Genomic DNA, 25,420 nt, shown 5'->3' on the forward strand with positions numbered 1-25,420 from the left:
CCTCGCGGCGCGGCGACCCGGCGGTCAGCGGCCGCGCACTCCCCCGGCCCGGCGCAGCCGGCGCACCGCCGATCTCAGCTCTGTGGCGCGCACGGTTCTGGCGAACAGAGGGTCCGGTGTCGCCGCCTCGCCGACGGATTCGCCCGAGAGGGTGCCTTTCGCCTCCATCGCCCAGAGGGCCAGCTCACGATCACGCAGACCATATGCGGTATACGACATACAGTCGACCTCGTGCGGAATACCGTCTCCCTCATACGGTCCGTTGTCGACCTCGCCGAAGACGCGCACCGGATGCGCTGCGTCCCAGGCCTCCCAGCCTGGATCGCCCGTCGCGACGAACCGCGTCCATGCCCCGTGCATCGCGTCGGCGAGATCCTGAGGAGCGCCGTCCCCGGCAAGCTTCGCGGACTCGGGCGTCTCGCCGGTGTCGAAGACGAAGGCGAGCTCGAGGGCATGACAGGAGCCGAGGTCGGGCCGGAGCGACGGCCAGGCGAATTCGTACACGTACGACGCCCCGGGACGGGCGTCGGCCAGCCGTTGCAGGGGCAGACGCAACAGATTGTCGGTGACCATCTGACCGACGATCTCCGCAGTGCCGGCCTCGGGGTGCAGTGCCCGGTAGCCGCGCGGCACCTCGTGGCCGCAGTGGCAACGGGCCATCGCGCCGGCGAGGGCGACGGGCCCGAGCCGGTCGACGTGTTCCAGCAGGCCGCCCGGGACCAGCCAGAGCCGGTACTCGTCGCGGGTCCAGCCCAGGAGCAGGTCGATGCCTCGTGCCGCATCCCCGTCGACGAGGGCCGCCAGGGGGTCGCATGGGACGAGGTCGCCGTCGACGACGATGCCGAAGGCGGGCCCGCCCAGAACGGGACTGCCGAGCCTGCCCACGTCGGCCTGGGTGCGCAGCAGCAGGTCCCGGTCGACGGCGGCGAAGGCCTCGGCGGTGGCAGGGATCTTCAGCCGGGCCGCCATACGGCGCACCATGCGCCGGACCTTGTCCCGCTCGATGGCCTCCGGCGGTCCGCTCTGCAGGACGGCCCGCCGGACCAGTCCCTGCGTCTGCGGGGCCGCGATCAGGGCACCGGCGCTGATGGCTCCGGCGGACTGTCCGGCCAGGGTGACCCTGTCAGGGTCACCGCCGAAGGCCCCGATCGAACGGTGGACCCATTCCAGCGCGGCAAGCTGGTCACGCAGTCCGGGGTTGGCTGGGACGTCCGGGAACAGTCCGTAGCCCTCCACGCCCAGTCGGTAGTTGATCGAGACGAAAACCGTTCCATCGCGGGCGAAGCCACGTCCGTCGTACACGGGGACGGCCGAAGAACCCCTGGTCAGCGCACCACCGTGCAGCCACACGAGGACGGGCAGCCGAGCGCCCGGACCGAGCTCGGGCGTCCAGACGTTCAGGTTGAGACAGTCGTCGCCCGGCACGACGGGGTCGGACAGATACGGGGCGAAGGCATCGGAGTACGGCGGTTTCGGCGGCGTCGGACCGAAGGCGCCCGCATCGCGCACCCCACCCCAGGGCTCGGGCGGCACGGGTGGCCGGAAGCGGCGGGGTCCGAAGGGGGGTGCCGCGTAAGGGATCCCCCTAAAGACAGCGACGCCCTGCTCGTATCTCCCGCGTACCGCCCCGTAGGGGGTCCTGACGACGGGATCGGGGTCGGGCTCTGTCTGGCCCTCGCCCACGGGATTCGTCTGGTCTGCTGCCACCTGCTCACCAGCCCTTCGCCGCGCTCGCGCACCGGTAACACCAGAGCACCACAACAGCGCACGGTATTCCGGTGCACGAGCCTGTAGCAGGGCTATTTGGCGTACATCAGGGTGCCGAAACCGAGCTGGTCGTAGCCGCCGCTGGTGGACCCGTAGTCCCCGCCGCCTCCCTCAGGGGCGACGGAGAAGCACATCTGGGAGATGTACTTGTCGTCCAGATAGAGGCGCCGGTTGTAGTGGTAGTGCAGCATCGCCCACACCGGGCGGACCTGCCCGCGGGACGAGGCGGAGATGACGGTCTGCGCATTCTGCGCGCAGTTCTGCCCGCTGCCCCAGGTGTAGGTGGTGAAGGGCACATCGTTGCCGAGGTTGTACTTTGCGACGTACTGGGCGGCCTTCAGGAACCGCTTACTGTCGTAGGAATACAGGTCGTCGCCCTGGTTCCAGGCCATCTCACAGATCGCGCCCATCTGCCCCATCCCCATGACGGTGTGTCCCTGGTCGCGCCCTGACTCCTGCCACTGGCCGAGGTCGTAGCCGTCCGCGTCGGTGTACAGGTAGGGCACGGCATGGGCGATAGAACCGTTTCCTGCTCCTGACTTGGCGTAGGAAACGGCCTGGTCGTACGTGGCGGAGTCCTCGTTGAGGATCCCGATGGCCAGGATGGAGGCCGTGTTGCACAGGTCCCAGTTGGCCCAGTAGTTGGTGATGCAGGCGTCGTTGTGGTTGGTCAGGAAGCTGTTGTTGAGCGGGTAGAAGACGTTGGCCATCATCTCCTGGAAGGCAGAGAGGTCGAAGTCGTCGTAGTCCCGCATGAGCTCGGCCGCGTTGGCGAACTGCCAGCCGTAGAGGCCGGCGGCGAGGAACCGATCGGCGCTTCCGGTGACCGAAGTCAGTGTCGTCGCCCAGGCGTTGAGGATGCCCGCGGCACACTGTGCGTTGGCCTCGGTGCCTCCGACGCGCCAGCGCAGGGCGTTCTGGTAGGCGGCGGCGATGTCGTTGTAGAGCAGGCCGTAGTTCTCGCCGGTGCCGCCGCGGATGATCGTCGCTGTCGCCCTGGGCGTCCAGGTGGGCTGGGAGTGGGAGTTGGCGGTCAGTTTGTTCCAGCCGGACAGCCAGGGGTCGGTGCCCGCGGCGACCCTGACCCTGGCGCGGTTGATGTCACCGGCGTTGTGCAGCATGCCCGGGTGGGTGAACGCGGCGGGCGCGGCACTCGCCGTAGCGGCGGCGGATGCGGCGCCCGCGCCCAGGGCGAGTGCCGAGGTGAGACCTCCGGCGGTCTTCAGCAGACCGCGGCGGCTCACATCGTTGTGGTGGTGGGGGGATGTGCGGCTCATGGGGTGCGGCTCCCATCGTGAGACGGATCCGTGGGGGATCCGGGTTGGCTATGCCGAGGTGACGATCACCTCGCCGAACCGTGCGCTGCCGAGGGCCAGCGGACTGCGGGAGCAGACCACGAGGCCCACGTAGTAGGGGGCGTCGCCGAAAGCGGGGATCGAGCCCTCTGAGAGGGGTGTCCAGGTGACGCCGTCATCGGTGGAGACGGAGGCGGCGAAAACGGTTCCCGTGCGTTTCAGCCGCAAGAGCAGGGGGAGCTGGGCGTTGGTCGTGCCCGAGAAAACGGAAGCGCCCGCGACCGTGGGCCGCAGCATGAGCTGCGCGGTCGTACCGCCGGTGACGATCAGACCGGCCGCCTGATCGAACGGCGACAGGGACTTGGCCATCAGCAGACCGACCCGGTCGGCCGTCACACCCTCTCGGGAGAGCAGGCGTGCGGTGATCTCGCTGTCCCCGACGACGAGCTGCCGAACGAACTGACCTGTCATCCCTTGCGAGTTGACGTTGAGGTCGGATCCCGCGCCGCGCACCACGAACGTCCCGCCGTCGTAGACCGTGTCGCCGGGCGTGAGGACGGCCACGACGCCGAGGGTTCCGTAGTCACGTCGATCGAGGACCACGTCACCGAGATCGCCGAACGTCCACGGGGCGGGAAGGGGCTTGGATTCGGCGGGCGTGGCTCTGTCGGCTGTCGTGGAGACGGATGGTGCGACGGCGCTGCTCGGCTCCGAACGGGGGCCCTGACCCGATGAGTTGGTCTTGGCCACGGCGTAGTGGTACGTCGTCCCGGGAGCGCCGCTCACGTCGGTGTACCGGATGCGCGTGCCGAAGCCGACAGGGCCGACGCCGGTCGCGATCGCCCGGTAGGGGCCATGGGCGCGCGGGGCACGCAGGACGCTGTATCGGGCGGAGAGGTCGGGGTCGGTCCACGTCAGTCTGACGCCGTCGCCGCCGACTGCGGCGTGCAGGTCGGGGGCGGTACGGGTGGGGCGGGGCGTGCACCAGACGTCCCCGTCGGCACCGGTGACGCTGACGTTGTCGAAGGCGCCGGTGCCTGTCTCGGCGTATTCCTCGTCGACGCCGAGGGAGGAGGTGAAGGCGAGACCTGCGTATGCGGTATGCGACATCCCGTCGACCTCTGACGTGCCGACCACGGTCCACTGCATACCGTCTGCAGAGATGAAGCCGGTGTAGCGCCGCCCCTTCCGGGTCACCCGCACCCAGTACGGCGCGCGCAGCCGGTACCCGTCGCCGGCGCCTTCCACGTACGGGGCCTCGATCGGAGTCGCGGACTCCGGCAGCGCACCGAGATCGGAGATCGGAAACGAGGCCTTGGTGGTGATAGCCGCCTGCTGGGAGGGAGGCACGGGCGTGCTCCCGGTCGCCGAGACGGGGGCCCCGGCAGTGGGCCGTACGGTCCACACGCCGCTCCAGGTGTGCAGCGGCAACCCCTGGATCAGCATCGAGGCATGAGCCGCGTCCGGGGCGAGGGAAGCACGGACCGTGACGCCGATCTTGGAGTACTGAGAGCTGAGCGGCCACACGATCCGGGCGGTGACCGAACCGTCCCCACGCAGGGGAAGGTGCACCAGGCGGTAGGCGTCCGCGCTGCCGGAGGCCTCCAGCAGGAACCGCTCACCGTCGAAGGCGGCCGAACCAGCGACCGGGACGGCACCGACATCGGTCGTCGACCAGGGCCGGGGCAGCCCGGCGGCGGCCGATGCAGCAGTCGAACTTCCGCTCTGCCCAACGGAGTTGGAGGCGACGATCCTGTAGTGATACACGTGTCCCGCGCACACGCCGGCGTCGGTGAACACAGGCTTCCCGACCCCGGTCGCGAGCTGTTTGTAGGGGCCTTCGGGAGCGGAGGCACGTAGGACCGTGTAGCCGGTCGCCCAGGCGGACGGCAGCCAGGACACAGTGACGGCTCGCGCCTCGCCCGCTGCCGTGACACCGGCCGGAGGGGCGGGGACGGTCGAGGTCGGGGCGGTCGCGCCCGCGTAGGTGAAGGTGCCCCAGCCGGGCAGGTCGTCGTTGCTGCCCTCGACGACTCGGGCACCGCCTGTGCCACGGAACACGGCCGCCTGGGCATAAGGGGCATCGAGGCCGCGAACTGCGGCGTAGTGGGCGTAGTACATCTCGTAGATCGGAGGCAGGGTGCCCCGTCCGGTCGCTGAAACTGTTTTCTTGATGTACTTTCCGGTGCGGTCGAGGTCAGGGCTGAAGGGGACGTCGCCGCCGAGGTTGTAGCGGGCGGCGTACTCGGCGTTGGCCAGTATGCGGTTGCCTTCGTAGCCCCACAGATCCACGCCCTGATTCCAGGCGACCTGGGCGGCGTCACCCATGAGGCCGACAGCGAGCTGCTCATGGCCTTGGTCGCGACCCGACTCCTGGCCCTGACCCTCCGCTGTGACGATGCGATGGCCCACGCTGCCGTTACCGGCGCCGGCCGCGGCGAAGCGAAGAGCGCCCTCGAACAGGGTTCGCTCCTCGCAGAACACGCCGATGGCCAGGATGGTCTGAATGGCCGTCAGATCCCAGTTCCCGTTGGCGTAGAGCATGTATCCGGAAACTGCCGGATACCAGACGTTCAGAAAGGACTCCTCGCAGCGCGCGATGTCGGAGTCCGCCCATCCGTCGTAGCCGGTGTGGCGGAGCAGTTCGGCCGCGTTGGCGAACTTGAAGGCCTGCAGACCGGCGCCGAGCGGGCCGTCGGCTCCCGTGATCACTGCGAGGGAAGCCGTCCAGGCATTGAGGATGTCGCGGGCCTTGTCGGCGTGGGCGCGGTCGCCGGTGACAGCCCAGAGCAGGGCGTTCTGATAGGCGGCTGCCGAGTCGGCGACGGTCTGGTTCTGGAAGTTGGTGGGGCCGCGGCCCCAGGAGGTGATCTGGCCCGCATTCTGAATGGTGTAGGCAGTCTGCGATCGACTGTGTGCGGCGAGAGCGAGATAGCCGTCGTAGACAGGAGACTGTCGACCGTCGACGGCGGACTTCATACGGGCGACATCGGCCGCGCTGTGCAGCAGCCCGGGGTGGGTGAAGGCGAAGGCGGGCCCGTCGCCGCTCGTCGTACCCGCCACCGCTCGGGCGGCGGGCACGAACAGGGTGTTGGTGCCTGCGGCGAGCAGCACTGCGGTGGAGGACGTCAGCAGTCCGCGGCGGCTGATCGGGCTCACTGCGCTGCCGCCTCCGCCTCGGCGGTGGTGAGGAACTTCAGGTTCAGTACGTGCTCGTTGTAGAACCACTGCATGGCGTCGGTGGTGTAGTACCAGCTGGGCTTCTTCATCGAGTCGGCGATGACTTGCCCGTTGATCACCAGGTTCTCGAAGGTGACGTTCTTGATGGCGTGTTCGGCGTCGTAGCCGAGGAAGAGCGACGGGTTGGCGTGGGTGCCGGTGTAGCTGAGGTTCTTGAGGTAGACGTCCTCGATGCCACGGCCGACCGAGGTGTTGTACTTCGTGTTGTACATGATCCGCATGTGGATGACCTGGCCCTGACGGAAGTCCTCGATCCTGACGTCCTCGATGCGGACGTTCTTGATCAGGTTGGAGTCACCGGGGTTGAGGGCGATGCACCCCTGGTACCCCATCTGAGGCTCACGGTGATCAAGGATGTCGAGGTTCTTGATGACCAGGTTCTCGATCATCTCCGGGGCGTCCGTGTTGCCGTGCGTGCCGACGTTGATGGGGTGCGCGACGTCCGCCCACAGGGTGCAGTTCTGGATGGTGATGTCACGGGTGTCGCCGTAGTAGTCCCAGCGGTGGGCATAGATGGCGAAGCAGTCGTCCGAGTTACGCATGAAACAGCCGTCGAAGACGATCCCGGTCGAGGAGAAGACGTCGAAACCGTCTCCATTGCCCTTCGAACTGAACGAACGGGCCTTCCTGACGTGGACGTTCTCGCTCTCACCGAACGTGCCGGCATAGCCGTTCGGATTCATGATGATGACGTCCTGGACACGGATGTTCTTGCTGCCCTCGCAGAGGATCCCGCCGGGGCCTGCGTGGAGCATGCCATGACCGGTGAGGGCCGCCTTCTCGACGTCCTTGAAGTAGACCTGCGCGATCAGGACGGCGCCGCCCGCCAGATGGACGGTCTTGCCGCTGGGCACGGTGAGGACGTTGCCGGTGACCTTGTGCACGCCGGGGCCGAAGTAGATGACGTCCGGGTCGTCGGCGCAGGGCGGATGCGGGTCGATGTGGTTGGTGATGATGTGCAGACAGTCGAAGATCTCGTCGTTGATCTGGACGACGATGTCGCGCGGCTCGTTGAGGGTGAAACGCAGGGTGTCACCGAGGAGTTCAGGGGTGATGCCCAGCGCGTCCGGCCGCACTCTGACCTTGGTGGTGCCGCCCTTGAGGTAGGTGACCTCCACTTCCACGGAGCCGCGGAAGTCGAAGTAGACCATCGAGGTGTTGAAGACCTTGCCGGAACCGGTCGTGGCGTTGATCTCCTCCAGCTGAGGCCGGTAGATGTCGAGGGTCTGCCACTCGCCGTCGGGAGCGGTGCGGACGCGGACCTTGAAGCTGGTGTTGGTCGGCAGCGTCGCCGGGCGCGGGTAAGTGACCAGCTTCGGGACGGAGTTGTCGTCGTCCGCGTGAGCCGCCGTGGCCGTGAGGCCTCCGGACAGGCCGGCCGCCAGGGCGGTGGCGCCCGCCGCCTGGAGGGCGGTACGGCGGGACAGGGGCGTGTTCATGCCTGACTCCTTGCAACAGGTCGGAAAGGGGTTACTAGGGGGCGTCGGACGTCGGGCTACTTGAGACCGGACGTCGACATCCCTGCGACGAAGCCGCGCTGGGCGACAAGGAAGATCAGCAGGATGGGCACGACGTACATCACCGAGGCCGCGGCCTGGAGGTTGGTGGCGGGAGTGCCCGCTGGGTTGACGTACGTGGACATGACGGCGACGGCGAGCGTGGACCGATCGGTGGAGAGCAGGAGCTGGGGAGCGATGTAGTCGCCCCACGTCCAGGTGAACGCGATCACGAAACTCGCGGAGAGTACCGGCCAGGACTGCGGCAGGAAGATTCGCCAGAAGACACCGGTGTAGCCGCAGCCGTCCACGATCGCGGCCTCCTCCAGCTCGCGTGGCAGGCCGGCGAAGAACTGCCGGAAGAGGAAGACCAGGTAGGGCGCGGCGGCCAGACCCCACAGCACCCACGGCCAGTAGGTGTCGACCATGCCCAGCTTGGCGAAGATCAGGTAGGTGGGCAGCAGGGTGATGAGCTGGGGCAGCATCATCGAGCCGACCAGGATGCCGAACAGCGTCTTCTTTCCGGGCGCGTCCAGCCGGGCGAAGCCGAAGCCGACCCAGGCAGAGCTGAGGGTGACGAGGGTGGCGTAAAGAGTCGCGATGATGAGGGAGTTTCGGGCGTAGCCCAGGAAGTCGATGAGCTGATACGCGTCGGTGAAGTTGTGCCACTGGAAGTGGCCGGGCAGCCAGTGGACGGGCGAGGCGGCCAGTTCGGCCGGAGTCTTCAGTCCGGTGAGGACGAGCCAGCCGAAGGGTCCGGTGAAGAGCCCGGTAACCGCTACGAGAGCGGTATAGAGGACGAGGCGGTTGGCGCGGACCCGTATCCGGGGCGCGGAGGTGGCCGGCAGGCCGGTGACGGGGCTGGTGGCCGGACTGGTGGCGGTCACTTCTTCGCCTCCGGGTCGACGTTGTAGAACACCACGCCGGACGTGAATCTGAAGATGAGTCCGGTCACGATGAGGATCAGGACGAAGAGCACCCACAGCAGTGCGGAGGCATAGCCGTAGCGGCCCAGTGCGAAGTACTCGGCGAACACATGCATCATGTACATGTAGTTGGATTGGGCGATCGCAGTGACGCCCTGAGTTGTGCCGTCCGGTGACAACAGCAACGGCATGACGGTCTGCACGGAGGCGATCACACCGGTCACCGTCTGGAAGAGCAGAACCGGCGACAGAAGCGGCACGGTGATGCTGCGGAAGGTCCGCCAGGCGCTCGCTCCGTCGAGGCGGGCCGCCTCGTGAAGTTCGCGAGGCACGTCCTGGAGCCCGGCCAGCGAGATGATCATGATGTTTCCGGCGCTCCACAGCACGGTCATCAGCAGGACGTAACGGGCGTAGGGGTCGTTGAGCCAGCCGAGGGCGTCGAATCCGAGGAGCGTCAACACACCATTGGCGGCACCGGAGTTCTGGTCGAAGAGCGCCTTGAAGGCCAGACCGGCGCCCACCGGAGGGACCACGGCCGGCAGATACAGCAAAGCGCGGAACAGCCCACGCGCCTTGAGCGGTCGATTGACGAGGACGGCGAGCCCGAGCCCGGCGGCGATCGACAGCGGCACCGAGGTCACGGCGAACAGACCGGTGCGACGCAGAGCGTCCCAGGTCTGGGAGTCGGCGAACAGTTCGCGGTAGTTGCCGAGTCCGACATAGCGCCAGTTGGGCGAGATTCCGTCGAACGTGGTGAAGCTCAGCCACAGCGCGTAGGCCATCGGAACGATGGTCAGCAGGAGAAACCCTATGATCCAGGGCGAGGCGAAGAGGTAGAACGCCCGATGCCTGCGCGTGGTCACGGAAGCCCGCGGCCGGACCATGGCGCGGGCCCTGCCAGAACCCGTCTGGGAGCCTGTCCGGTCCGACACCGACGCGATGTGACCAACCGTCATCCCACTTGCTCCTTACCGCGTTTGAGCTGCTCGTTCATCGCCGAGTTCAGCCGCCCGGCGAGGGTGTCGACAGCCATGTCGCCCTTCATCGCGGCCGGGGCGATCTGGTTGAAGAGGGCGTAGAGGGAGTCTGCCGTGGCGTACGGAGTGAAGGCGATCACCGAGAAGTACTGGAGTTCCGCCTCTTGAACCTCCAACACCCGTTTCTCGTAGCCTTTCTGATGAGGCATCAGATCCCGCAGAGATTTCAGGGTGGGGATGCCCCAGCCGCTGGAGGCACGCGCCTCGGCCGGGGCCTCGCCGAAGAACCACTCGAAGACCCGCCAGGCGGCGTCCTTGTTGCGTGCCTTTCTCGGCATCCACAGGCCGGTCCCGGCCTGGCAGGGGCTGATCCTCGCGCCGCCTTCGAAGACCGGAGCCGGGGCGAGTCGGGAGAGCGGTGCCAGCTTTTCGTCTCCGTTGATCAGACCGCCGAGCCAGTAGCCCGAGTTCGACATGGCCATACGGTTCGCTTGATAGGTGGGGCCGTCCCAGGTGTTCGGGTCCGGCTGGATGATGCTGGGTCCGACCCTGGCCCTGCAGTAGTCGACGTACCAGCCCAGGGCCTTGCGGGCCTCGGGCGTGGTGAAGTCGACCCGGGCGAAGTCGTCGCTGAAGAGACTGCCGCCGGCGGACACGGTCAGACTGGCGAGGAGGTTGGGGGTGAGGACGCCGTTGTAACTGCCGCCGAAAACGGTTGTCTGTCCGTTTCTCCGCTGGGTGAGCCGCTTGGCACTCTCCAGCCACTGTTCGTAAGTCACCGGCTCGGTCTCCGGCGGAAGGTCGACACCCGCCTTGTCGAAGAGCGCGGTGTTGCACCAGTACATGGAGTCCTGCGAGAAGTCCTTGGCCATGCCGTAGCGCGGGCCCTTGCCCTGCATACGGCCGTCGTAGCGCCACAGGTCGTTGACCGGGTCCAGGTCGTCCGCCTTGAGGACGCTGCTCGCCGCGAAGTAGGAGTCCAGTTCCTCCATCACGTCCCGCGCCGCGAAGTACGGCGCATCCACGGCTCCGACGCCGCGCACCAGGTCGGGCGGGCTGCCATTGGTCATCATCCCGATCAACTTGGTGATGTCGTACCTGACCGTGACGATCTTGACGCCGATGTCGCTCTGCGCCTGCTTGATCAGTTCCGGGGAGATGTCGTCAGGCTTCACCATCAGCGTGACGGTCTCACCTGGCCCGCTCACACCGGTCGAGACCTGCAGCGCGCATCCGTTGAGCGCCGCCGAACCGGCCACTGCGCCGCCGGCCGCGAGAGTGAGGAAACGGCGGCGACTCGGGGGAGCACCGGCGTGGGAGCGCATCGGACCTCGCCTTCTGTTTCGGGGCTGGAGCATGTCCGGACTCGGGGACGCGAGCCCGACAGATCGCGGGAGCTGCCGTAGTAACAGGTAGGAACCGGTTGCTACGACCAAGTGGCCAGAGCTTCTTCCGCTCCCGGTAGCCCGTCAAGGGTCCTCGCGGACTTTCGAAAACTCTGTGCGTGGCCTGGATGTGTTACCCGGCTGCCTATGGCTCGCCTGCCGGACTCTGAGGGCATCCAGCTGACCTGCGGGAATCAGACCGACCGGGCCGAATCTCGATCCTCGAAAGGTCCGACCAGATCGGGCCGTCAGGGTCGGCTGACCGAGGACCGCTTTTCGAGGAACAAGGCAGCAACCGGTTGTGGCCCCACTCACCAACAACCCGGATCTCTCCGCTTCCCAGGCCGCACCCTCAGGGGCCCGGAAACCGGTTTCGTCGGCACGCATACGCGACGAGACCCACCCTCATCGCCAGCTCAACAGCGGGACGGAAGAGGACAGTTGCCCCGGAATCCGGCTGGGCAGGACCTCCGCCCCAGCGATCGCTCCGAGCGATTGACCATGTCTCCACGCCAGATCTACGGTAGAAGACGCTTTCAGAAAATGTTTCCCACGCACCTCAGGAGAGTCATGCCCAGCGCCCAGTTGCCCAGGGCCGTATTCGCCATGGATCCGGTGCATCTACCCCTGCTGTTCCCCGCCCCCCTCGTGGCGCGGCTACGGCGAACTGCCGAGATCGACCCTGCGCTCGTCGTGCAGGATTTCTCCGATCCCGCCGCCGCTTCGGCGCTGGCCGGCGCCGAGGTCCTGATCACCGGCTGGGGCTGCCCCCGCCTCGATGCAGGCATCCTCGCCTCGGCACCCCGGCTGCACACGGTCCTGCACGCCGCCGGCTCGGTCCGCTCACTGGTCGGCGAGGCCGTGTGGAGCCGGGGGGTAACCGTCTCCAGCGCCGTTACCGGCAACGCCCTCCCTGTCGCCGAGTACACCCTCGCGATGATCCTCCTCGCCGGGAAGGACACGTTCGTCCACCGTGAGCGCTTCCGTCGCACCCACGCCCAGCCGACCGCAGCCGAAACCGCGGCCATCGGCAACCTCGGCCGTCGGATCGGAGTCATCGGCGCCTCACGTGTCGGGCGCCGCCTCCTGGAACTGCTGCGCCCGTACGACTTCGACGTCCTCCTCCACGACCCGTACGTGGACACAGCCGAAGCCGCCGATCTCGGCGCGCAGTTGCTCTCCCTGGAGGATCTGCTCCGGCACAGCGACATCGTCAGCCTGCACGCGCCGGACATCCCCGAGACCCACCACATGCTCAACCGAGCCCGGCTCGCCCTGATCCGCGACGGCGGCGTGCTCATCAACACCTCCCGGGGCGCCCTGGTCGACCACGCAGCGCTCACCGAGGAGCTGGTCTCCGGCCGGCTGCACGCGGTTCTGGACGTAACCGAACCCGAGCCGTTGCCCGCGGACTCCCCGCTGTACCGATTGCCGAACGTCTTCCTCACCCCTCATATCGCCGGGTCCCTCGGCAACGAGCTGGAGCGGCTCGGCCGCATCGTCGTCGACGAGCTGGAGCGGCTGGCCGAAGGGCTGCCTCTGGCGCATGAAGTACGCCACGCCGACCTTGCCAGGGTGGCCTGATGCGCACGTCCATCCCGGTGTCCGCGTCGCTGCCGTCAGCCGTCGTCGGGGTTATCCACAGGCCGGTCCACCTGGAAGAACATTGGGATACGGTTCCCGCACCGACGCGGGGCCAGGCCTCGCCAGTCCGGTGATCAGGCCACGACGATGTCCGCAACCGTGGCCTCCGAGGTGCCCCACAACGGCACCGACGACGGTGAAGGAGCCGCAACGTGAGTCAGCGCAGGACGACCGATAAAGGCGGTCGGGCGACCATCCGGGACGTGGCGAAACGCGCGGACGTTTCCGTAGCAAGCGTTTCCCGAGTCCTGTCGGGCAACTACCCGGTCTCGGACGAGTTGCGCAGCAACGTGATGCGCGCCGTCCGCGACCTGGACTACGTCACCAACGCGCACGCCCGTTCCCTGGCCGGTGGCGGCACCCCGACCGTGGCGATACTGATCAACAACATCACCGGCGCGGCGTTCGCCCACGTGGCGAAGGGGGTCGAGGGCGCGGCCACGCTGCGCGGCTGGCTGTCGCTCGTCGGCACCACCGGCGACGACCCCGAACGCGAGCTCGCCCTGGTCAACCTGATGCGTCAGCAGGGCGTCGCCGCAGTGGTGCTGCTCGGCGGCGCCTACGACTACGACGAGTACCAGCTGCGCATGGCCCGCTTCGCTCGTTCCCTGGACGCGGCCGGCTCGCATCTGGTCCTGGTCGGCAGGCCGCCGCTGGACGGCGACGTCCCGGCCACCACGGTCGACTACGACAACGAATCGGGCGCCTATGCCATGGCCAGCCACCTGCTCTCGGCGGGGCATCGGCGCGTCCTGGTCCTGCCCGGACCCGCCGGACTCACCACAGCTCAGGGCAGGTTGAAGGGCGCGCGCCGGGCTTTCGAGGCGTACGGCGTGCCGTTCGACCCGGGGCTGGTGCGGCACGGTCCGTACGACGACGAGCACGGGTATGCGGCGGTGGAGGCGGCCCTGCATGAGACGCCGGACTTCACCGCCGTACTCGCCGGGACCGACATCGTCGCCGCGGGTGCCATGCAGGCGGTACGTGCGGCGGGTCTGCGGGTGCCGGACGACGTGTCGATCACGGGCTACGACGACATCCCGCTGGCGTCCCAGCTCACCCCCCAACTGACCACGGTGCACGTGCCGTACGAGGAGATGGGCCGGGTCGCCCTGCGCGCGGTGGCCGACCGTCGGGAGGGTCCCGGTGCCGCCCGGCGCAAGGGCACGGACGCCGAACACCTGGTGCTGGGCACTCATGTCGTCGTACGGGACTCGGTACAACCGCCGAAGCGGTCTCGGTGAGCCCCACGTCGACTGAGACCGGTCCCCGGATCTAGTTACGTAAACGTTTTCTCCTCCTGCTTCCGAGGTTGCGGGCCTCCCCGGAGGCCCGGCAGCACTCTTCATCAGTTGACGGAAAGCCTTCCCTGACCTGCCTCTATGCAGACATCTGCGGCCTCAGTCACTCAGGCAGTGCGGCACCGCTCATCAACGCGAAGCAACATTTTCCTGCACGGCCCTTGATATGGCCGGATCCCTCGGCCTACCGTCGCAGCAACCGGTTACTACCGCTTCTGCTTCGCCGACGTCGTCCGGCCCTCCCGCCCGCCGTTCCCGGCCAGTACCGAGCCGCGCTCTCTCATTTCGAGACGCCTACTTTCCGAAGGATCACGGTCAGATGAACTCCACCAGCTCCAGGAGAAGGTTCGCCCGCGCCGCCGCAACCGGCCTAGCGCTGACAGGTCTGCTCTCCGCCTGCGGCGGGTCGGGCGACGGGGACTCCTCGGCGTCCGGCCCGGTCACCCTCCCCTACTGGGGCTGGGCCAACGGACAAGAGGCGGTCGTCAAGGCGTTCAACGCCTCCCACAAGGACATTCAGCTGGAGTACACCAAGGTGACTGACCAGTTGACCATGCAGAAACAGCTCACCAACGCGGTCAAGGCGGGCAACGCACCCTGTCTGGTGCAGAACACCGCCGAGTACGTGACCAGTTGGGTATCGCAGGGCGCGCTCGCCGACATCACGAAATACGTCGAATCGAGCAAGGACAAGTTCAACGTCGGTTCCTGGGCCGCCGGGCAGGTGCAGGGCAAGACCTACGGCGTGCCGACGAGCTCGGCACCCGCATTCACCATCTACCGCACCGACCTCTTCGCCGAGTACGGCTTGAAGGCACCTGAGACCTGGGACGACTTCATAGCCGCCGGCAAGGAGCTCAAGAAGCACGACATCAAGATCACCAACTACGCCGGAGAGGATCCCAGCACCCTGGAAGTGCTCGCCATGCAGGCCGGCGCGCACTGGTACTCCATCGACGGAAACTCCTGGAAAGTGAATTTCCAGGACGCGGGAACGCTCAAGGCCGCGAAGGTGATCCAGGAAATCGTCGACAACGATCTCAACTCCACGCTCTCGTTCGCCGACTACGCCGCCGTACAGCGCAACTACGACAACGGCGGCACCGCCACCCGGCAGATCTCCACCTGGCAGATGGCCGGCATGGTGCAGAACTTCACCAAGTCCTTCGGCAAGTGGGCGCTCACACCCTGGCCGACGTTCACGGGCGAGGCGGCCAAGACCCCGGCGGGCACCAACCAGAGCGGTGGCGTGACCCTGGTGAGCAAGGAGTGCAAGAACCAGCAGCAGGCGGCGGAAGCAGCGCTGTGGATGTCCACCGACAACGGCGCGGTCAAGACGATGGCCAGCCCGACCACGGGCAATGGCGTGATGCCGGCGCTGGCCGACAGTAACGCGTACGTCGGCGAGGCGATCTCCGACAAGCTGCTCGGCGCGAACTACGAACCCGCCCAGCAGATCGTGAAGGACAGCCTGAAAACGGTTACCGCCGACTGGACCTTCGGCCCCGACTGGACGGCCATGTTCACCGAGCTGCAGGCCGGTTGGGCCAAGGTCGTCAGCAAGGACCAGAAAGTCACCGATCTGCTCGCGCACATGCAGGAGTGGACGGTCAACGACCTGAAGTCCCGCGGTATCAGCGTCGAAGGCTGAGGCTCAACCGATGATTCATTCCCTGCGCTGGAAGGGCGCCGCCTTCACGGTGCCCTTCCAGCTCGGCTTCGTGTTCCTGTATCTGGTACCGATCGGCTACGCCGTCTACCAGTCCCTGTTCCGCACCCGACAGTCCGGACTGGGTCTCGGGGGTGCGACGGAGACATTCGCCGGCCTGGACAACTACCAAAAGGGCCTGACCGATTCGGCGTTTCTGAGCTCCATCCTGCGCGTCGTGCTGTTCGCCTGTGTGCAGATCCCGGTGATGTTGTTCGTCAGCCTGGTGCTGGCGCTGTTCCTCGACGCACTCACGTCACGTGCCGCGAGCCGGTTCCGGATCCTGCTGCTGGTCCCGTACATGATCCCCGGGGTGGTCGCCGCGATCGTGTGGATCAACCTCTACAGCCCGGACGTCGGTCCGCTGACTCCGCTGGGGAAACTGTTCGGCGCCGACTGGAACTTCTTCTCGCCGTCCCTGGTCTGGCCGTCGATCGGCAATCTGCTCACCTGGCACGGCATCGGCTACAACATGGTGATCATCTACTCCGCGCTCCAAGCCGTGCCCCGAGAGCTGTTCGAGGCCGCCCGGCTGGATGGCGCCTCGGAGATCCGGATCGCCCGCAGCATCAAAGTGCCCTACGTGCGTGGGGCGTTGGTGCTGACGGGGCTGCTCTCCGTCATCCAGATGCTGCAGATCTTCAATGAGCCGGCGTTGTTCCGGAACGTCACTCCGCAGACCGTGAACGACAGCTTCACACCGATCATGATCATCTACAACCAGGCTTTCAACGCCGGCAACTACCACTACGCCGCCGCCCTGTCGGTGCTGCTGGCGCTGATCCTGGGCGTCGCGTCCTTCCTCTTCTACCGGCTGACGTCGAGGGAGGCCGACTGATGACGCTCACCGAAGACCGTGCGCAGCAGAGCCCGGTACCTGCGGTGCACCGCCGCACGAAACCCGACGCCGCCGCCCGTTCCCGTGGCGGCCAGCGGTTCCTGCTCCTGGGACTGGTCCTGGCAAGCGTTTACAGCCTGTTCCCGGTGTGGTGGCTGATCGTCGCCGCCACCAAGGATCGCACCGGGCTCTACCAGAGCAACGGTCTGTGGTTCTCGAGCATGCACCTATGGGACAACCTGCACCAGCTGTTCACCTACGAAGACGGCATCTTCCTGCGCTGGACAGCCAACTCGCTGCTGTACGCCGGGGTCGGCTCGCTCGGCGGCACCGTGATCGCGCTCGCAACCGGTTACGGTCTGGCACGCTTCGAGTTTCCCGGGCGCCCCGTCGTCTTCGCCTGTGTGGTGGGCTCGTTCCTGATCCCGATCGCCCTGCTCACGCTCCCGCTGTACCTGCTGTTCTCGGAGATCGGCCTGGTCGACACCCCGTGGGCGATGCTGATCCCCTGCCTGATCAACCCCTTCAGCGTGTACCTCGCCAAGGTGTACACGGAGGCCACGATTCCCTTCGAACTCCTCGAGGCGGCTCGCCTGGACGGCGCGGGCGAACTGCGCATCTTCGTCAGCATCGTGTTGCGGATGATGACGACGGGCGGCGCAACCGTGTTTCTGCTGGCCTTCGTCAACACCTGGAACTCCTTCTTCCTGCCGTTGACCGTGCTGCGCGGCGAGAAGAACTGGACCCTGAACATCGGCCTCTACAACTGGAGCGGCAAGCGCCTGGAATCGGGCGTCGATCTCACCAGCCTGGTGCTCACCGGCGCGCTGCTGTCCATCGTCCCGATGGCAATCATGATGGTCGCCATGCGTCGCTACTGGCGGACCGGGGTCACGCTGGGGGCGCTGAAGTGACCGTCCTGCGCAATCCCGTGATCCGCGGTTTCGCGCCCGATCCCTCGCTGATCCGGGTCGGCGACTGGTACTACGTGGCGAACAGTTCCTTCGAGTGGTTCCCGACGATCCCGATCCATCGCTCGCGAGATCTGGCGCGCTGGGAGTACGCGGGCCACGTCCAAGGGGCCGCTCCCGGAGGGACGTTGGCCGGCGTGCCCGACTCGGGCGGCATCTGGGCGCCGTCGCTGAGCTGGGACGGCGAGCGCTACTGGGTGGTCTACTCGGTCGTCCGGTCCGTCGGCACGGCGTACTTCGACCAGGACGCCTACGTGACCACGGCCACCGATGTGACCGGTCCCTGGACGCCGCCGCGTCGCGTGGCCAGTCACGGTTTCGATCCCGCCCTCTTCCACGAGAAGGGCCGGCTCTGGCTGCTCAACCTCCAGAACGACCACCGCCCGGGGGGACAACGCTTCGCGGGCATCGTCCTGACCGAGCTGGACCGTGAAACACTGGCCGCGGTCGGCGGCACCCACCTCCTCATGCAGCATGAACGGCTCGTCGAGGGGCCGAAGTTGATGGCCCGCGACGGGTGGTACCACCTCGTTCTCGCAGAGGGTGGAACCGGTTTCGAGCACGGTGTCCGCACAGCCCGCAGCCGCACCCTCACCGGGCCGTACGAACTCGACGGGCGACCGTTGCTCACCTCGCGCGACGACCCGGAGCTGCCGCTGCAGAAGGCCGGGCACGCCGAGCTGGTGGAGACACCGGACGGCGAGTGGTTTCTGAGCCACCTCATGGCCCGCCCGCTCCACACGGCGAACGGCCCTCGCTGCACGCTCGGCCGGGAAACCGCTATCCAAGCAGTGATCTGGGACGCGGAGGGCAAACCCCGCCTACGACAGGGAGGTTGGCATCCGGCAGTCGAGGTCGACGTACCCTCAAGCTCCTGCGATTTCTCCCGATCAGCTGTCCCTGAAAGCCCGTTGGGCTGGCCCTGGAGCACTCTGCGCGAACCGCCGGATTCCTCGTGGGCGGATCTCGACTCCCGGCCGGGCTGGATCCGGCTGCGCGGGCGGCACGGTCCGGAGTCACGTTGGGCGCAGAGTCTGCTCGCGCAGCGCCTCACGGAACACCGCTCCACGGTCCAAGTCACCGTCCAGGCTGCACCTTTCACCTACACGCAGGCCGCTGGGCTGATTCTTCGCTACGACTCGGAGGCGTATCTCTCGCTCGATCTGACCTGGGTGGAACCCGCGGCCGAGCCGCAGCGCGGGCAGCAGTGGTGCGGTGCGGGACGGACGGTGCTCAGCCTGGTGGAACGCGACGGGAAGGGTGCGCGGCAGGCGGCGGTCGTGGATGTCGACGCGAGTGCGCCGGTCACGCTGGGTGTGACGGTCGACGGGGTGGAAGCGCGTTTCTGGTACGTGCGCGACGGCGTTCGCATACCGGTCGGTCGGCCGCTGGACGCCGGTCGACTGTCGGACGACCACGGCGGGCGGCTGCGCTTCACCGGCACCCTGGCGGGAATCCACGTCCGGGACTTGGTCGACGCGTCCTTCACCGCGGACTTCCGGGACTTCCGGTTGAGCTGCACGTCGACATAGAGCCGCGCACATCTTTCGCTCTTCGGAAAGGGCCCGCACCGACTCGGCACCCTCGCGGTGGCCGACGGCCGCTGGCACTGCCGCTCCCCACGGCCACACCGGATCCCCTGGATCCCCGGGGTTGTCGCCCCCGGTGACGCGCCGCCCGCACCCGCTTTCGGACAAGGGCGGCCCGTCGTCATCCGCCGTCCCACACGTTCGGAGTTTCGAAAGTTCAGGCGTTCATGATCTCGCGTTTCCCGGCGTCTTCACGTCACGCTGAGGCGCACCTAGGATAGCAAGCGCTTTCTGCAGCCGTCCGTTTCCGGATCGGCTCCGAAAGTGCGCTGGTCGAACTTTCGCTGGCCCTCGGGCGGGCCGGAGAGGTGGTTACCGATGGTGCGTACGGCGAGTGCGAGCGTGACGGCCGGGCCTACCCTGGCAGTCGTGGCCCGCGAGGCGGGGGTGTCCGTGCCGACCGCCTCCAAGGTGGTCAACGGTCGCGAGGACGTCGCTCCCGAGACCCGACGCCGGGTCACGGAGGCTCTGGACCGGCTCGGGTACGTCCGCAGACCGCGCTTCGACGCGACGAAGCCGCCCCGGTTGGTCGACCTCGTCGTGCACTCGCTGGACAGTTCCTGGTCGGGAGCTGTGCTGCACGGCGTGGAGGAGGCGGCGCACGACGCAGGTCTGGACGTGGTCGTCTCGGCGGCCCTGTCCCGCACCCGCGTCGGCCGCCCGCAACGCGGCTGGCTGGACAAGCTGACCGTGCGCGGTTCGTCCGGAGTCCTGTTCAATCTGACGGAGTTGACGGACTCTCAGTACGCCTGGCTGGAGCAACACCGCACCCCCTTCGTGATGATCGACCCCGTGGTCGAGCCACCGCCCGGGGTGGTGTCGGTGGGCGCGGCGAACTGGCAGGGCGGGGTGACGGCGACCGAGCATCTGCTGGCCCTCGGCCACGAACGCATCGCCGTGATCGCCGGACCGCGCCGCAAGATGTGCAGCAGTGCCCGCGTCGCCGGCTACCGCTCTGCGCTGGCCTCCGCCGGATTGGCGCACCGCCCCGAGTACCTCCGCAACGGCGGTTTCGACGAGTCCGTCGCCCACCGTCGCATGGTCGAACTGCTCGACCTTCCCGTGCCCCCGACGGCTGTCTTCGTCTGCTCCGACCGCATGGCCCTCGGGGTCTACCAGGCTCTGGCGGAACAAGGGTTGAGGGTTCCGCACGACGTCAGCGTGGTCGGTTTCGACGACCTTCCGGAGTCTCGCTGGACCACTCCCGCCCTCACGACCGTCCGCCAGCCGCTGGCCGAGATGGCGGCGACGGCCCTCCGGCTGCTGGTGCGGATGATGGACGGGGAACGCCCGGAAGGGACGCGGACGGAACTGTCGACGCGGCTCGTGCAGCGACAGAGCACGGCACCGCCGCGAAGCTGACGGTCGCGCCTGCTGTTCGCCGTTTCCTGCGTTTCTGCCGTGTTTTCCCACTGCGGGACGGCGGTGGTCGATGTTGCCCTCCATGAGCCGGGGGGCGGTCGCGACGCCGATCCCGTTCGTGATGTCCGGTGCGGGCAACCGCTCGTCCGTCCCCTTCCGTTCGGTGAGGACGGAGTGCACGGCCTCAGGGCCGCGAAGCCGAAGCCGAAGCCGGAGACGAACATGGCGCAAGTGGTTCACCGAGGAAACGCCACTGGGTTTCAGTCCCGCACCCCGGCTGCCCAGGTGATCCCGCCTCGCAGATGCGCAAGGAAGTCGGGGTCCTGGTAGGCCTCGGCCGCGTGGCCGAGGGCTGTGTAGAAAACGCGTCCCCGCCCCTGCTCACGGCACCACACCAGGGGGTGGTCAGCGCCCATTCCGCCGCCCTCGTACGACGACTCGTCGGCGACGGCGAGGACGCGTACCTGCCCGCGCGGGTTGGCGCGGAAGTCGTACCACTCGTCGGTGAAGTCCCAGACGGTAGGCAGAGAGCGGGTGGCGGGGTGGTCGTGGTCCTCGATCACCGCCTTGCCGGGCTGGTGCTGGGGATGGCGGGCGAAGCGGGCACCGAGGAGTTCGCCGTAGTACGGCCAGTCGTACTCCGTGCAGGCAGCCGCGTGCACCCCGGCGAAACCGCCGCCCGCCTCGACGTACTCGGCGAGCCGTTGACGTCCGGCCGAGGTCAACACCTCGCCGCTCGTGGAGAGGAAGACCACGGCCGCGTACCCGTCCAGCGAGGCTTCCAGGGCGGCCGAATCCTCGGTGTGGTGCACGGCGAACTCGCCCAAGGCGCGTACGGCAGCGACGGCGTCCGGGATGGAGTCGTGGCGGTAGGCGGTGGTGCGGGTGTACACAAGCAGACGATCGGGCATGGGAACGAGCCTAGGCGGACAGAAGTTCGAGTCCCAGAGATGCGATCAAGCCGAAAATTTCGCCCTCGCAGCCGCGGTTGTCCAACGATGCACACGAGTGCTCATGAGGTGACGAACGCCCGGTCACTGGCATTGAGTTCGACGCGGATACACCGCTTTCTTCGGTTTTCCTCAGTCGGCGCGGAGCTCAAGGATCAGCAGCGACGCGGACCGGGGCGCGTAGGCTCGGGTGGGATGAACACCATTCCCGCACGCCTCGATCACATCGTCGTCGCAACGCCCGATCTGGCGGCGACGGTCGCCGAGTTCACCCGGCGCACGGGAGTGGCCCCGGCGCCGGGAGGAGTGCATGTCGGGCTCGGAACCCGCAACCACCTGGTGGGACTGGGCCATGGCGCCTACCTGGAGATCATCGGCCCGGATCCGGAGCAGCCGACACCTCCCCAGGCCCGTCCTTTCGGGACGGACGCACTCACGTCGGCGCGAACGATCAGCTGGGCGATCAGTCCGCCCGACCTGGACGCGACGGTGGCGGCCGCCCGTGCGCGAGGCTACGACACCGGTGACGTGCGGGAGATGAGTCGGTGTCGCCCCGACGGCACCGTGCTCCGGTGGCGGCTCACCGACGGCGGCTCACCGCACCCGTCCGGTCTGGTGCCCTTCCTCATCGACTGGGGCGCCACACCTCATCCTTCCGCGTCGGACCTGCCCGTCGTCCGTCTGTTGGAGCTGACCGCCACCGCCCCGACGCCCGACGAGATCCACCCCGTGCTGACCGTCCTCGGCACCGACCTCACGCTCACCGAGGGACCGGCCGCCTTCTCATTCACCGTGGAAACGCCCAGGGGACCGGTTACGTTCGACTGACCTGGGAAGCCGCCCTCAGCAGGCGCAGTTGTCCCAGCTCGGCCACGTTCTTCATCAGCTCGGCGTTCGCCCAGGCGAGCAGGTGGGCCACGGTGTGCTCGGGATCGTTCGGCCAGGGAAACGGTGCGGTCCGGTCGAGGTCGGCGTCGGTGAGTTCCGCGACGGCGGCCGTCCACTCCTCGCGCAGATCGCGCAGCCAGGTCACAGCCGGCTCGCCCGCGCCCGGCCAGCGGATGTCGGCGCGCTCTCGGGGCGGGCGGCCGAGGAGGTGGTCGCTGGCGGTGCCCAGCCACCAGGCAAGGTGCCAGCTCACCCAGCCGACGGTCGGGACAGGGACGGGGTCGGGTTCCGTCTCCGCCCAGTCGGGTGTCCACCCTCCGGCGCCGTCCGGGTGGAGAGTCCAGGTGTGAGCGGCGGGCTCCCAGAGGAAGTCCTCCGGCTCCAGCCGGTCGAGGTGGTACTCGAACAGGGACCAGGTCAGGTCGAACTGCCAGCTCAGGAGTTCACGACGGCCAAGGTTGTCCATCGGACCACCCTGGCACGCGCCAGAAACACGTGTGGAACGGTTTTCCGGCACCGGACGTGTCCGTTTCCTTCAAGACCGGCCACGTCGGCTGTGCCTACCGTGGCCGCATGAGTCCACGATTCGACGCCATCGGCCTGGTCGTCTCCGACATGGCGGCCTCCGTCTCTTTCTACCGTCGGCTCGGGTTCGCCTTCCCCGAGGGTTCCGAGCAGCAGCCGCACACCGAGGCCGAACTACCGGGAGGTCTGCGGCTGTTGCTGGACACCGAGGACACGGTCCGTTCGTTCCTCCCGGAGTGGCGGCCACCGTCCGGGGGCGGCAGGGCCTCGCTCGCGCTGCGCTGCGACACACCGGGCGAGGTCGACACGGTCTACGAGGAGCTGCTGAGCGCCGGTCACCACGGCGAGCTGAAGCCCTGGGACGCCTTCTGGGGCCAGCGGTACGCCGTCGTGCAGGACCCGGACGGCAACGGCGTCGACCTGTTCGCGCCGTTGGCCCCGTAGGCGCCCCGGCAGGCGCAGCGGGTCCGCCCCATGGCCCAGAAGGTGTCCGTCCGCCCGTCGGCCCCGTAGGTTCAGTCCCGCCGGCCTCCGACGGGTTCGGTGCGGGCGGCCCGGTAGTCCGGGCCCGTCGGTCGACAGACCGGGCTGTCAGCGCAACAGCTCGCGCAGCGTCAGGCCCGTGAACTCCCTTACGTCCCGGGAGAGATGGGCCTGGTCGGCGTAACCGGCTCGGGTCGCCGTGTCCGCGTACGGCACGCCGGACCGGGCCAGCGCGAGAGCACGTTGCAGGCGCAGGATCCGGGCCAGCTTCTTGGGGCCGTAGCCGAAGGCGGCCAGCGAGCGGCGGTGCAACTGACGTGCTCCTAGGCCGAGTTCATCGGCCGTGGCGGCTACCGCGCGGCCGGCGGCGAGGGCGGTGACGAGTCGACGCAGTGCGGGGTCGGGACGGGCCGCCCGCTCCAGCGCCAGCGACTCCAGCGCTGTCGTCGGGTGCGCAGCCGAGGCGATCCGAGCGCTCAGTCGCCGTACCTCCGACACGGGCCACAGGTCTGCCAACTCGACACGGAGGTCGCGCAGTTCGTGGGCCGGTACGCACAGGAGCGCGGGCGCGGTGCCGGGGAAGAGGCGGATGCCCGCCCAGGACACGGGCGGTCCGGCGGGGACGTGGGGCCGGGTGTCCGGTCCGGCGACCAGCAGCCTGCCCTCGCTCCACAGCAGGTCCATGCAGCCGTCGGGCAACACGGGAAGCGCAGGAAGCGCACCGGGCGCCGACGACGGTGTGTTCGTCCACAGCACCGCCCCGGTCAGCCGGGACGAGGCCCTCTCCTCGTACACGTGTGCCAGCCTACGCCGCCGGAAACGGGTGCACCGGTGCGGAGCCGCACCCGTCCCAGCCCTCCGGGGGCGAGTCCTGGCACCCAGCGGGGGCACCCGACGAAGCGACAGCAACCTGTTCTGCGACCGGTAACCGATTTCCCTCGTCACCCACGACCTCGCGCACCGCTCCCGCACTCCCCCATCACTCCACCCACTACGCCCCGAGAACAGCCGTGAAACCGCTTACCGGCAGCTGCCTACTGAGGGGCACGCTTCCACGGCCGCGAGCCTGACTCATCCGGCGGCCACGGTGCCGGCACGCGAGAGCCGAGCCGCAGCCGTCCCTAGGACACCCGTGTCCGGTGTTCCTGCGGGCTGATCCCGTACACCCGCTTGAAGGCGCTGGACAGCGCGAACGCGCTTCCGTAGCCGACCTGGCGGGCGATCGCGCCGATCGTGTCCTCCGTGTCGCGCAGTCGGTCCGCGGCGAGGGCGAGGCGCCGGCCTGTGAGGTAGGTCATCGGGGGCTCGCCCACGAGGTCGGTGAAGCGGCGGGCCATCGCCGCCCGGGAGACGCCGGCCTTGGCGGCGAGGGACGCGACGGTCCAGGCGTGCGCCGGGTCGTCCTGGACGAGGCGCAGGACGCGCCCGACGACCGGGTCGGCCAGCGCCTGGTACCAGGCCGGCGCCGCCGCCTCCGGGCGGGAGAACCAGGCTCGCAGCGCGGCGATGACCAGGAGATCCAGCATGCGGTCCAGGACGACCTCCTGACCGGGTTCGTCGCGGACGATCTCCTCCATCAGCAGGGGGGTGAGCGGGCACTGCCAGACGTCGGAGGTGAGGGACAGCAGTGGGGGCAGCGCGTCGAGCAGCCGGCCGTTGATCTCGCCCTGCATCAGGTACGTGCCGATGAGGACGACCGTGGAGCCGTCGAGGCGGTCGCCCCAGGTACGTACGCCCAGGTCCATGGAGCCGTTCAGGAGGCGTCCGTCGGGGTACGCGCACTGTCCGCCCGGGAGGATCAGCGCCTGCGGGGGCGTGCCGGGGGCGTCGGCGCAGGTGTAGGGCGCGGGGCCGCGGGCGATGGCGAGGTCACCGGCCCGCAGCCGGACGCCTTGCGCCTCGTCCGGCACGACCCACCCTTCGCCGCGCACCATGAGCATCACCGTCAGCGGGGCGCGGTCCTCGACCCGTACGCCCCAGGGCGGGTCGAAGCACGCCCGGATCATGAGGGCGCCTCGCGCGCGTGGACCCTCCAGAAGGCCTGCAAGAGGGTCCCCCCGCGTGAGCATGTTCGA

Annotated in this window: 20 protein-coding genes; 9 read left to right on the top strand and 11 right to left on the bottom strand. The window is 68.1% G+C overall.

Annotated elements, in window-relative coordinates; all coding sequences use genetic code 11:
* Positions 1-24: 24 nt before the first annotated feature.
* From ABZ725_RS21600 to ABZ725_RS21630, 7 genes are all read right to left on the bottom strand, one after another.
* A complete protein-coding gene (locus tag ABZ725_RS21600; RefSeq protein ID WP_358804214.1) occupies positions 25-1,707 on the bottom strand; it encodes a carboxylesterase family protein in 1,683 nt (560 codons plus the stop codon).
* A gap of 92 nt (positions 1,708-1,799) precedes the next feature.
* Positions 1,800-3,044 carry an alginate lyase family protein gene (locus ABZ725_RS21605; RefSeq protein ID WP_358804215.1) on the bottom strand — a complete coding sequence of 415 codons (1,245 nt, stop codon included), beginning with the start codon at positions 3,042-3,044 and terminating at the stop codon, positions 1,800-1,802.
* 48 nt (positions 3,045-3,092) lie between these two features.
* The gene (locus ABZ725_RS21610; RefSeq protein ID WP_358804216.1) at positions 3,093-6,221 is read right to left on the bottom strand and encodes an alginate lyase family protein; all 3,129 of its coding nucleotides are present in this window, start codon (positions 6,219-6,221) and stop codon (positions 3,093-3,095) included.
* Positions 6,218-7,741 (bottom strand): glycosyl hydrolase family 28 protein, encoded by a 1,524-nt coding sequence (locus tag ABZ725_RS21615; protein ID WP_358804217.1) that lies wholly within the window; start codon positions 7,739-7,741, stop codon positions 6,218-6,220. The genes ABZ725_RS21610 and ABZ725_RS21615 overlap by 4 nt, the downstream gene beginning before the upstream one ends.
* A 56-nt stretch (positions 7,742-7,797) precedes the next feature.
* Positions 7,798-8,646, bottom strand: a complete 849-nt coding sequence (locus ABZ725_RS21620; RefSeq protein WP_358804527.1) for a carbohydrate ABC transporter permease — start codon at positions 8,644-8,646, stop codon at positions 7,798-7,800.
* Positions 8,647-8,681: 35 nt separating this feature from the next.
* Positions 8,682-9,680, bottom strand: coding sequence for a sugar ABC transporter permease (locus ABZ725_RS21625; RefSeq protein ID WP_358804218.1), 999 nt, complete (start codon positions 9,678-9,680; stop codon positions 8,682-8,684).
* Complete coding sequence (locus ABZ725_RS21630; protein WP_358804219.1) at positions 9,677-11,026, bottom strand: extracellular solute-binding protein; 1,350 nt, start codon at positions 11,024-11,026, stop codon at positions 9,677-9,679. Before ABZ725_RS21630 ends, ABZ725_RS21625 begins: the two co-directional genes overlap by 4 nt.
* Before the next feature lie 630 nt (positions 11,027-11,656).
* Between ABZ725_RS21630 and ABZ725_RS21635 the strand changes: the two genes are divergently transcribed.
* The 7 genes from ABZ725_RS21635 to ABZ725_RS21665 all read left to right on the top strand — a co-directional run bounded on the left by ABZ725_RS21635 (position 11,657) and on the right by ABZ725_RS21665 (position 20,499).
* Positions 11,657-12,670 carry a hydroxyacid dehydrogenase gene (locus ABZ725_RS21635; RefSeq protein WP_358804220.1) on the top strand — a complete coding sequence of 338 codons (1,014 nt, stop codon included), beginning with the start codon at positions 11,657-11,659 and terminating at the stop codon, positions 12,668-12,670.
* A 212-nt stretch (positions 12,671-12,882) separates the two neighbouring features.
* Positions 12,883-13,974, top strand: a complete 1,092-nt coding sequence (locus tag ABZ725_RS21640) for a LacI family DNA-binding transcriptional regulator (RefSeq protein WP_358804221.1) — start codon at positions 12,883-12,885, stop codon at positions 13,972-13,974.
* A 376-nt stretch (positions 13,975-14,350) separates the two neighbouring features.
* Positions 14,351-15,682 (top strand): extracellular solute-binding protein, encoded by a 1,332-nt coding sequence (locus ABZ725_RS21645; RefSeq protein ID WP_358804222.1) that lies wholly within the window; start codon positions 14,351-14,353, stop codon positions 15,680-15,682.
* Between the two features lie 10 nt (positions 15,683-15,692).
* Positions 15,693-16,577 (top strand): sugar ABC transporter permease, encoded by an 885-nt coding sequence (locus tag ABZ725_RS21650; RefSeq protein WP_358804223.1) that lies wholly within the window; start codon positions 15,693-15,695, stop codon positions 16,575-16,577.
* Positions 16,577-17,491 carry a carbohydrate ABC transporter permease gene (locus ABZ725_RS21655; RefSeq protein WP_358804224.1) on the top strand — a complete coding sequence of 305 codons (915 nt, stop codon included), beginning with the start codon at positions 16,577-16,579 and terminating at the stop codon, positions 17,489-17,491. Before ABZ725_RS21650 ends, ABZ725_RS21655 begins: the two co-directional genes overlap by 1 nt.
* The gene (locus ABZ725_RS21660) at positions 17,488-19,080 is read left to right on the top strand and encodes a family 43 glycosylhydrolase (protein WP_358804225.1); all 1,593 of its coding nucleotides are present in this window, start codon (positions 17,488-17,490) and stop codon (positions 19,078-19,080) included. The genes ABZ725_RS21655 and ABZ725_RS21660 overlap by 4 nt, the downstream gene beginning before the upstream one ends.
* Before the next feature lie 375 nt (positions 19,081-19,455).
* On the top strand, positions 19,456-20,499 hold the full coding sequence (locus tag ABZ725_RS21665) for a substrate-binding domain-containing protein (protein WP_358804226.1): 1,044 nt from the start codon (positions 19,456-19,458) through the stop codon (positions 20,497-20,499).
* A gap of 260 nt (positions 20,500-20,759) precedes the next feature.
* Here the strand turns inward: ABZ725_RS21665 and ABZ725_RS21670 are convergent, their stop codons facing one another.
* The gene (locus ABZ725_RS21670; protein ID WP_358804227.1) at positions 20,760-21,410 is read right to left on the bottom strand and encodes a ThuA domain-containing protein; all 651 of its coding nucleotides are present in this window, start codon (positions 21,408-21,410) and stop codon (positions 20,760-20,762) included.
* 234 nt (positions 21,411-21,644) lie between these two features.
* Between ABZ725_RS21670 and ABZ725_RS21675 the strand changes: the two genes are divergently transcribed.
* Positions 21,645-22,277 (top strand): VOC family protein, encoded by a 633-nt coding sequence (locus tag ABZ725_RS21675; RefSeq protein WP_358804228.1) that lies wholly within the window; start codon positions 21,645-21,647, stop codon positions 22,275-22,277.
* Here ABZ725_RS21675 and ABZ725_RS21680 read toward each other — a convergent pair.
* On the bottom strand, positions 22,264-22,803 hold the full coding sequence (locus ABZ725_RS21680) for a DinB family protein (protein ID WP_358804229.1): 540 nt from the start codon (positions 22,801-22,803) through the stop codon (positions 22,264-22,266). The genes ABZ725_RS21675 and ABZ725_RS21680 overlap by 14 nt on opposite strands.
* A gap of 107 nt (positions 22,804-22,910) precedes the next feature.
* Here ABZ725_RS21680 and ABZ725_RS21685 point away from each other — a divergent pair, with 107 nt between their 5' ends.
* Positions 22,911-23,306 carry a VOC family protein gene (locus ABZ725_RS21685; RefSeq protein WP_358804230.1) on the top strand — a complete coding sequence of 132 codons (396 nt, stop codon included), beginning with the start codon at positions 22,911-22,913 and terminating at the stop codon, positions 23,304-23,306.
* 147 nt (positions 23,307-23,453) lie between these two features.
* On the opposite strand, the gene ABZ725_RS21690 is transcribed toward ABZ725_RS21685, so the two are convergent.
* The gene (locus ABZ725_RS21690) at positions 23,454-24,140 is read right to left on the bottom strand and encodes a helix-turn-helix domain-containing protein (RefSeq protein ID WP_358804231.1); all 687 of its coding nucleotides are present in this window, start codon (positions 24,138-24,140) and stop codon (positions 23,454-23,456) included.
* Between the two features lie 326 nt (positions 24,141-24,466).
* Entirely contained in the window at positions 24,467-25,414 is a 948-nt protein-coding gene (locus tag ABZ725_RS21695) for an AraC family transcriptional regulator (RefSeq protein ID WP_358804528.1), read from the bottom strand.
* Positions 25,415-25,420: the final 6 nt, after the last annotated feature.

Origin of the sequence: Streptomyces sp. NPDC006872, from assembly GCF_040635845.1 — a bacterium.
GTDB lineage: Bacteria > Actinomycetota > Actinomycetes > Streptomycetales > Streptomycetaceae > Streptomyces.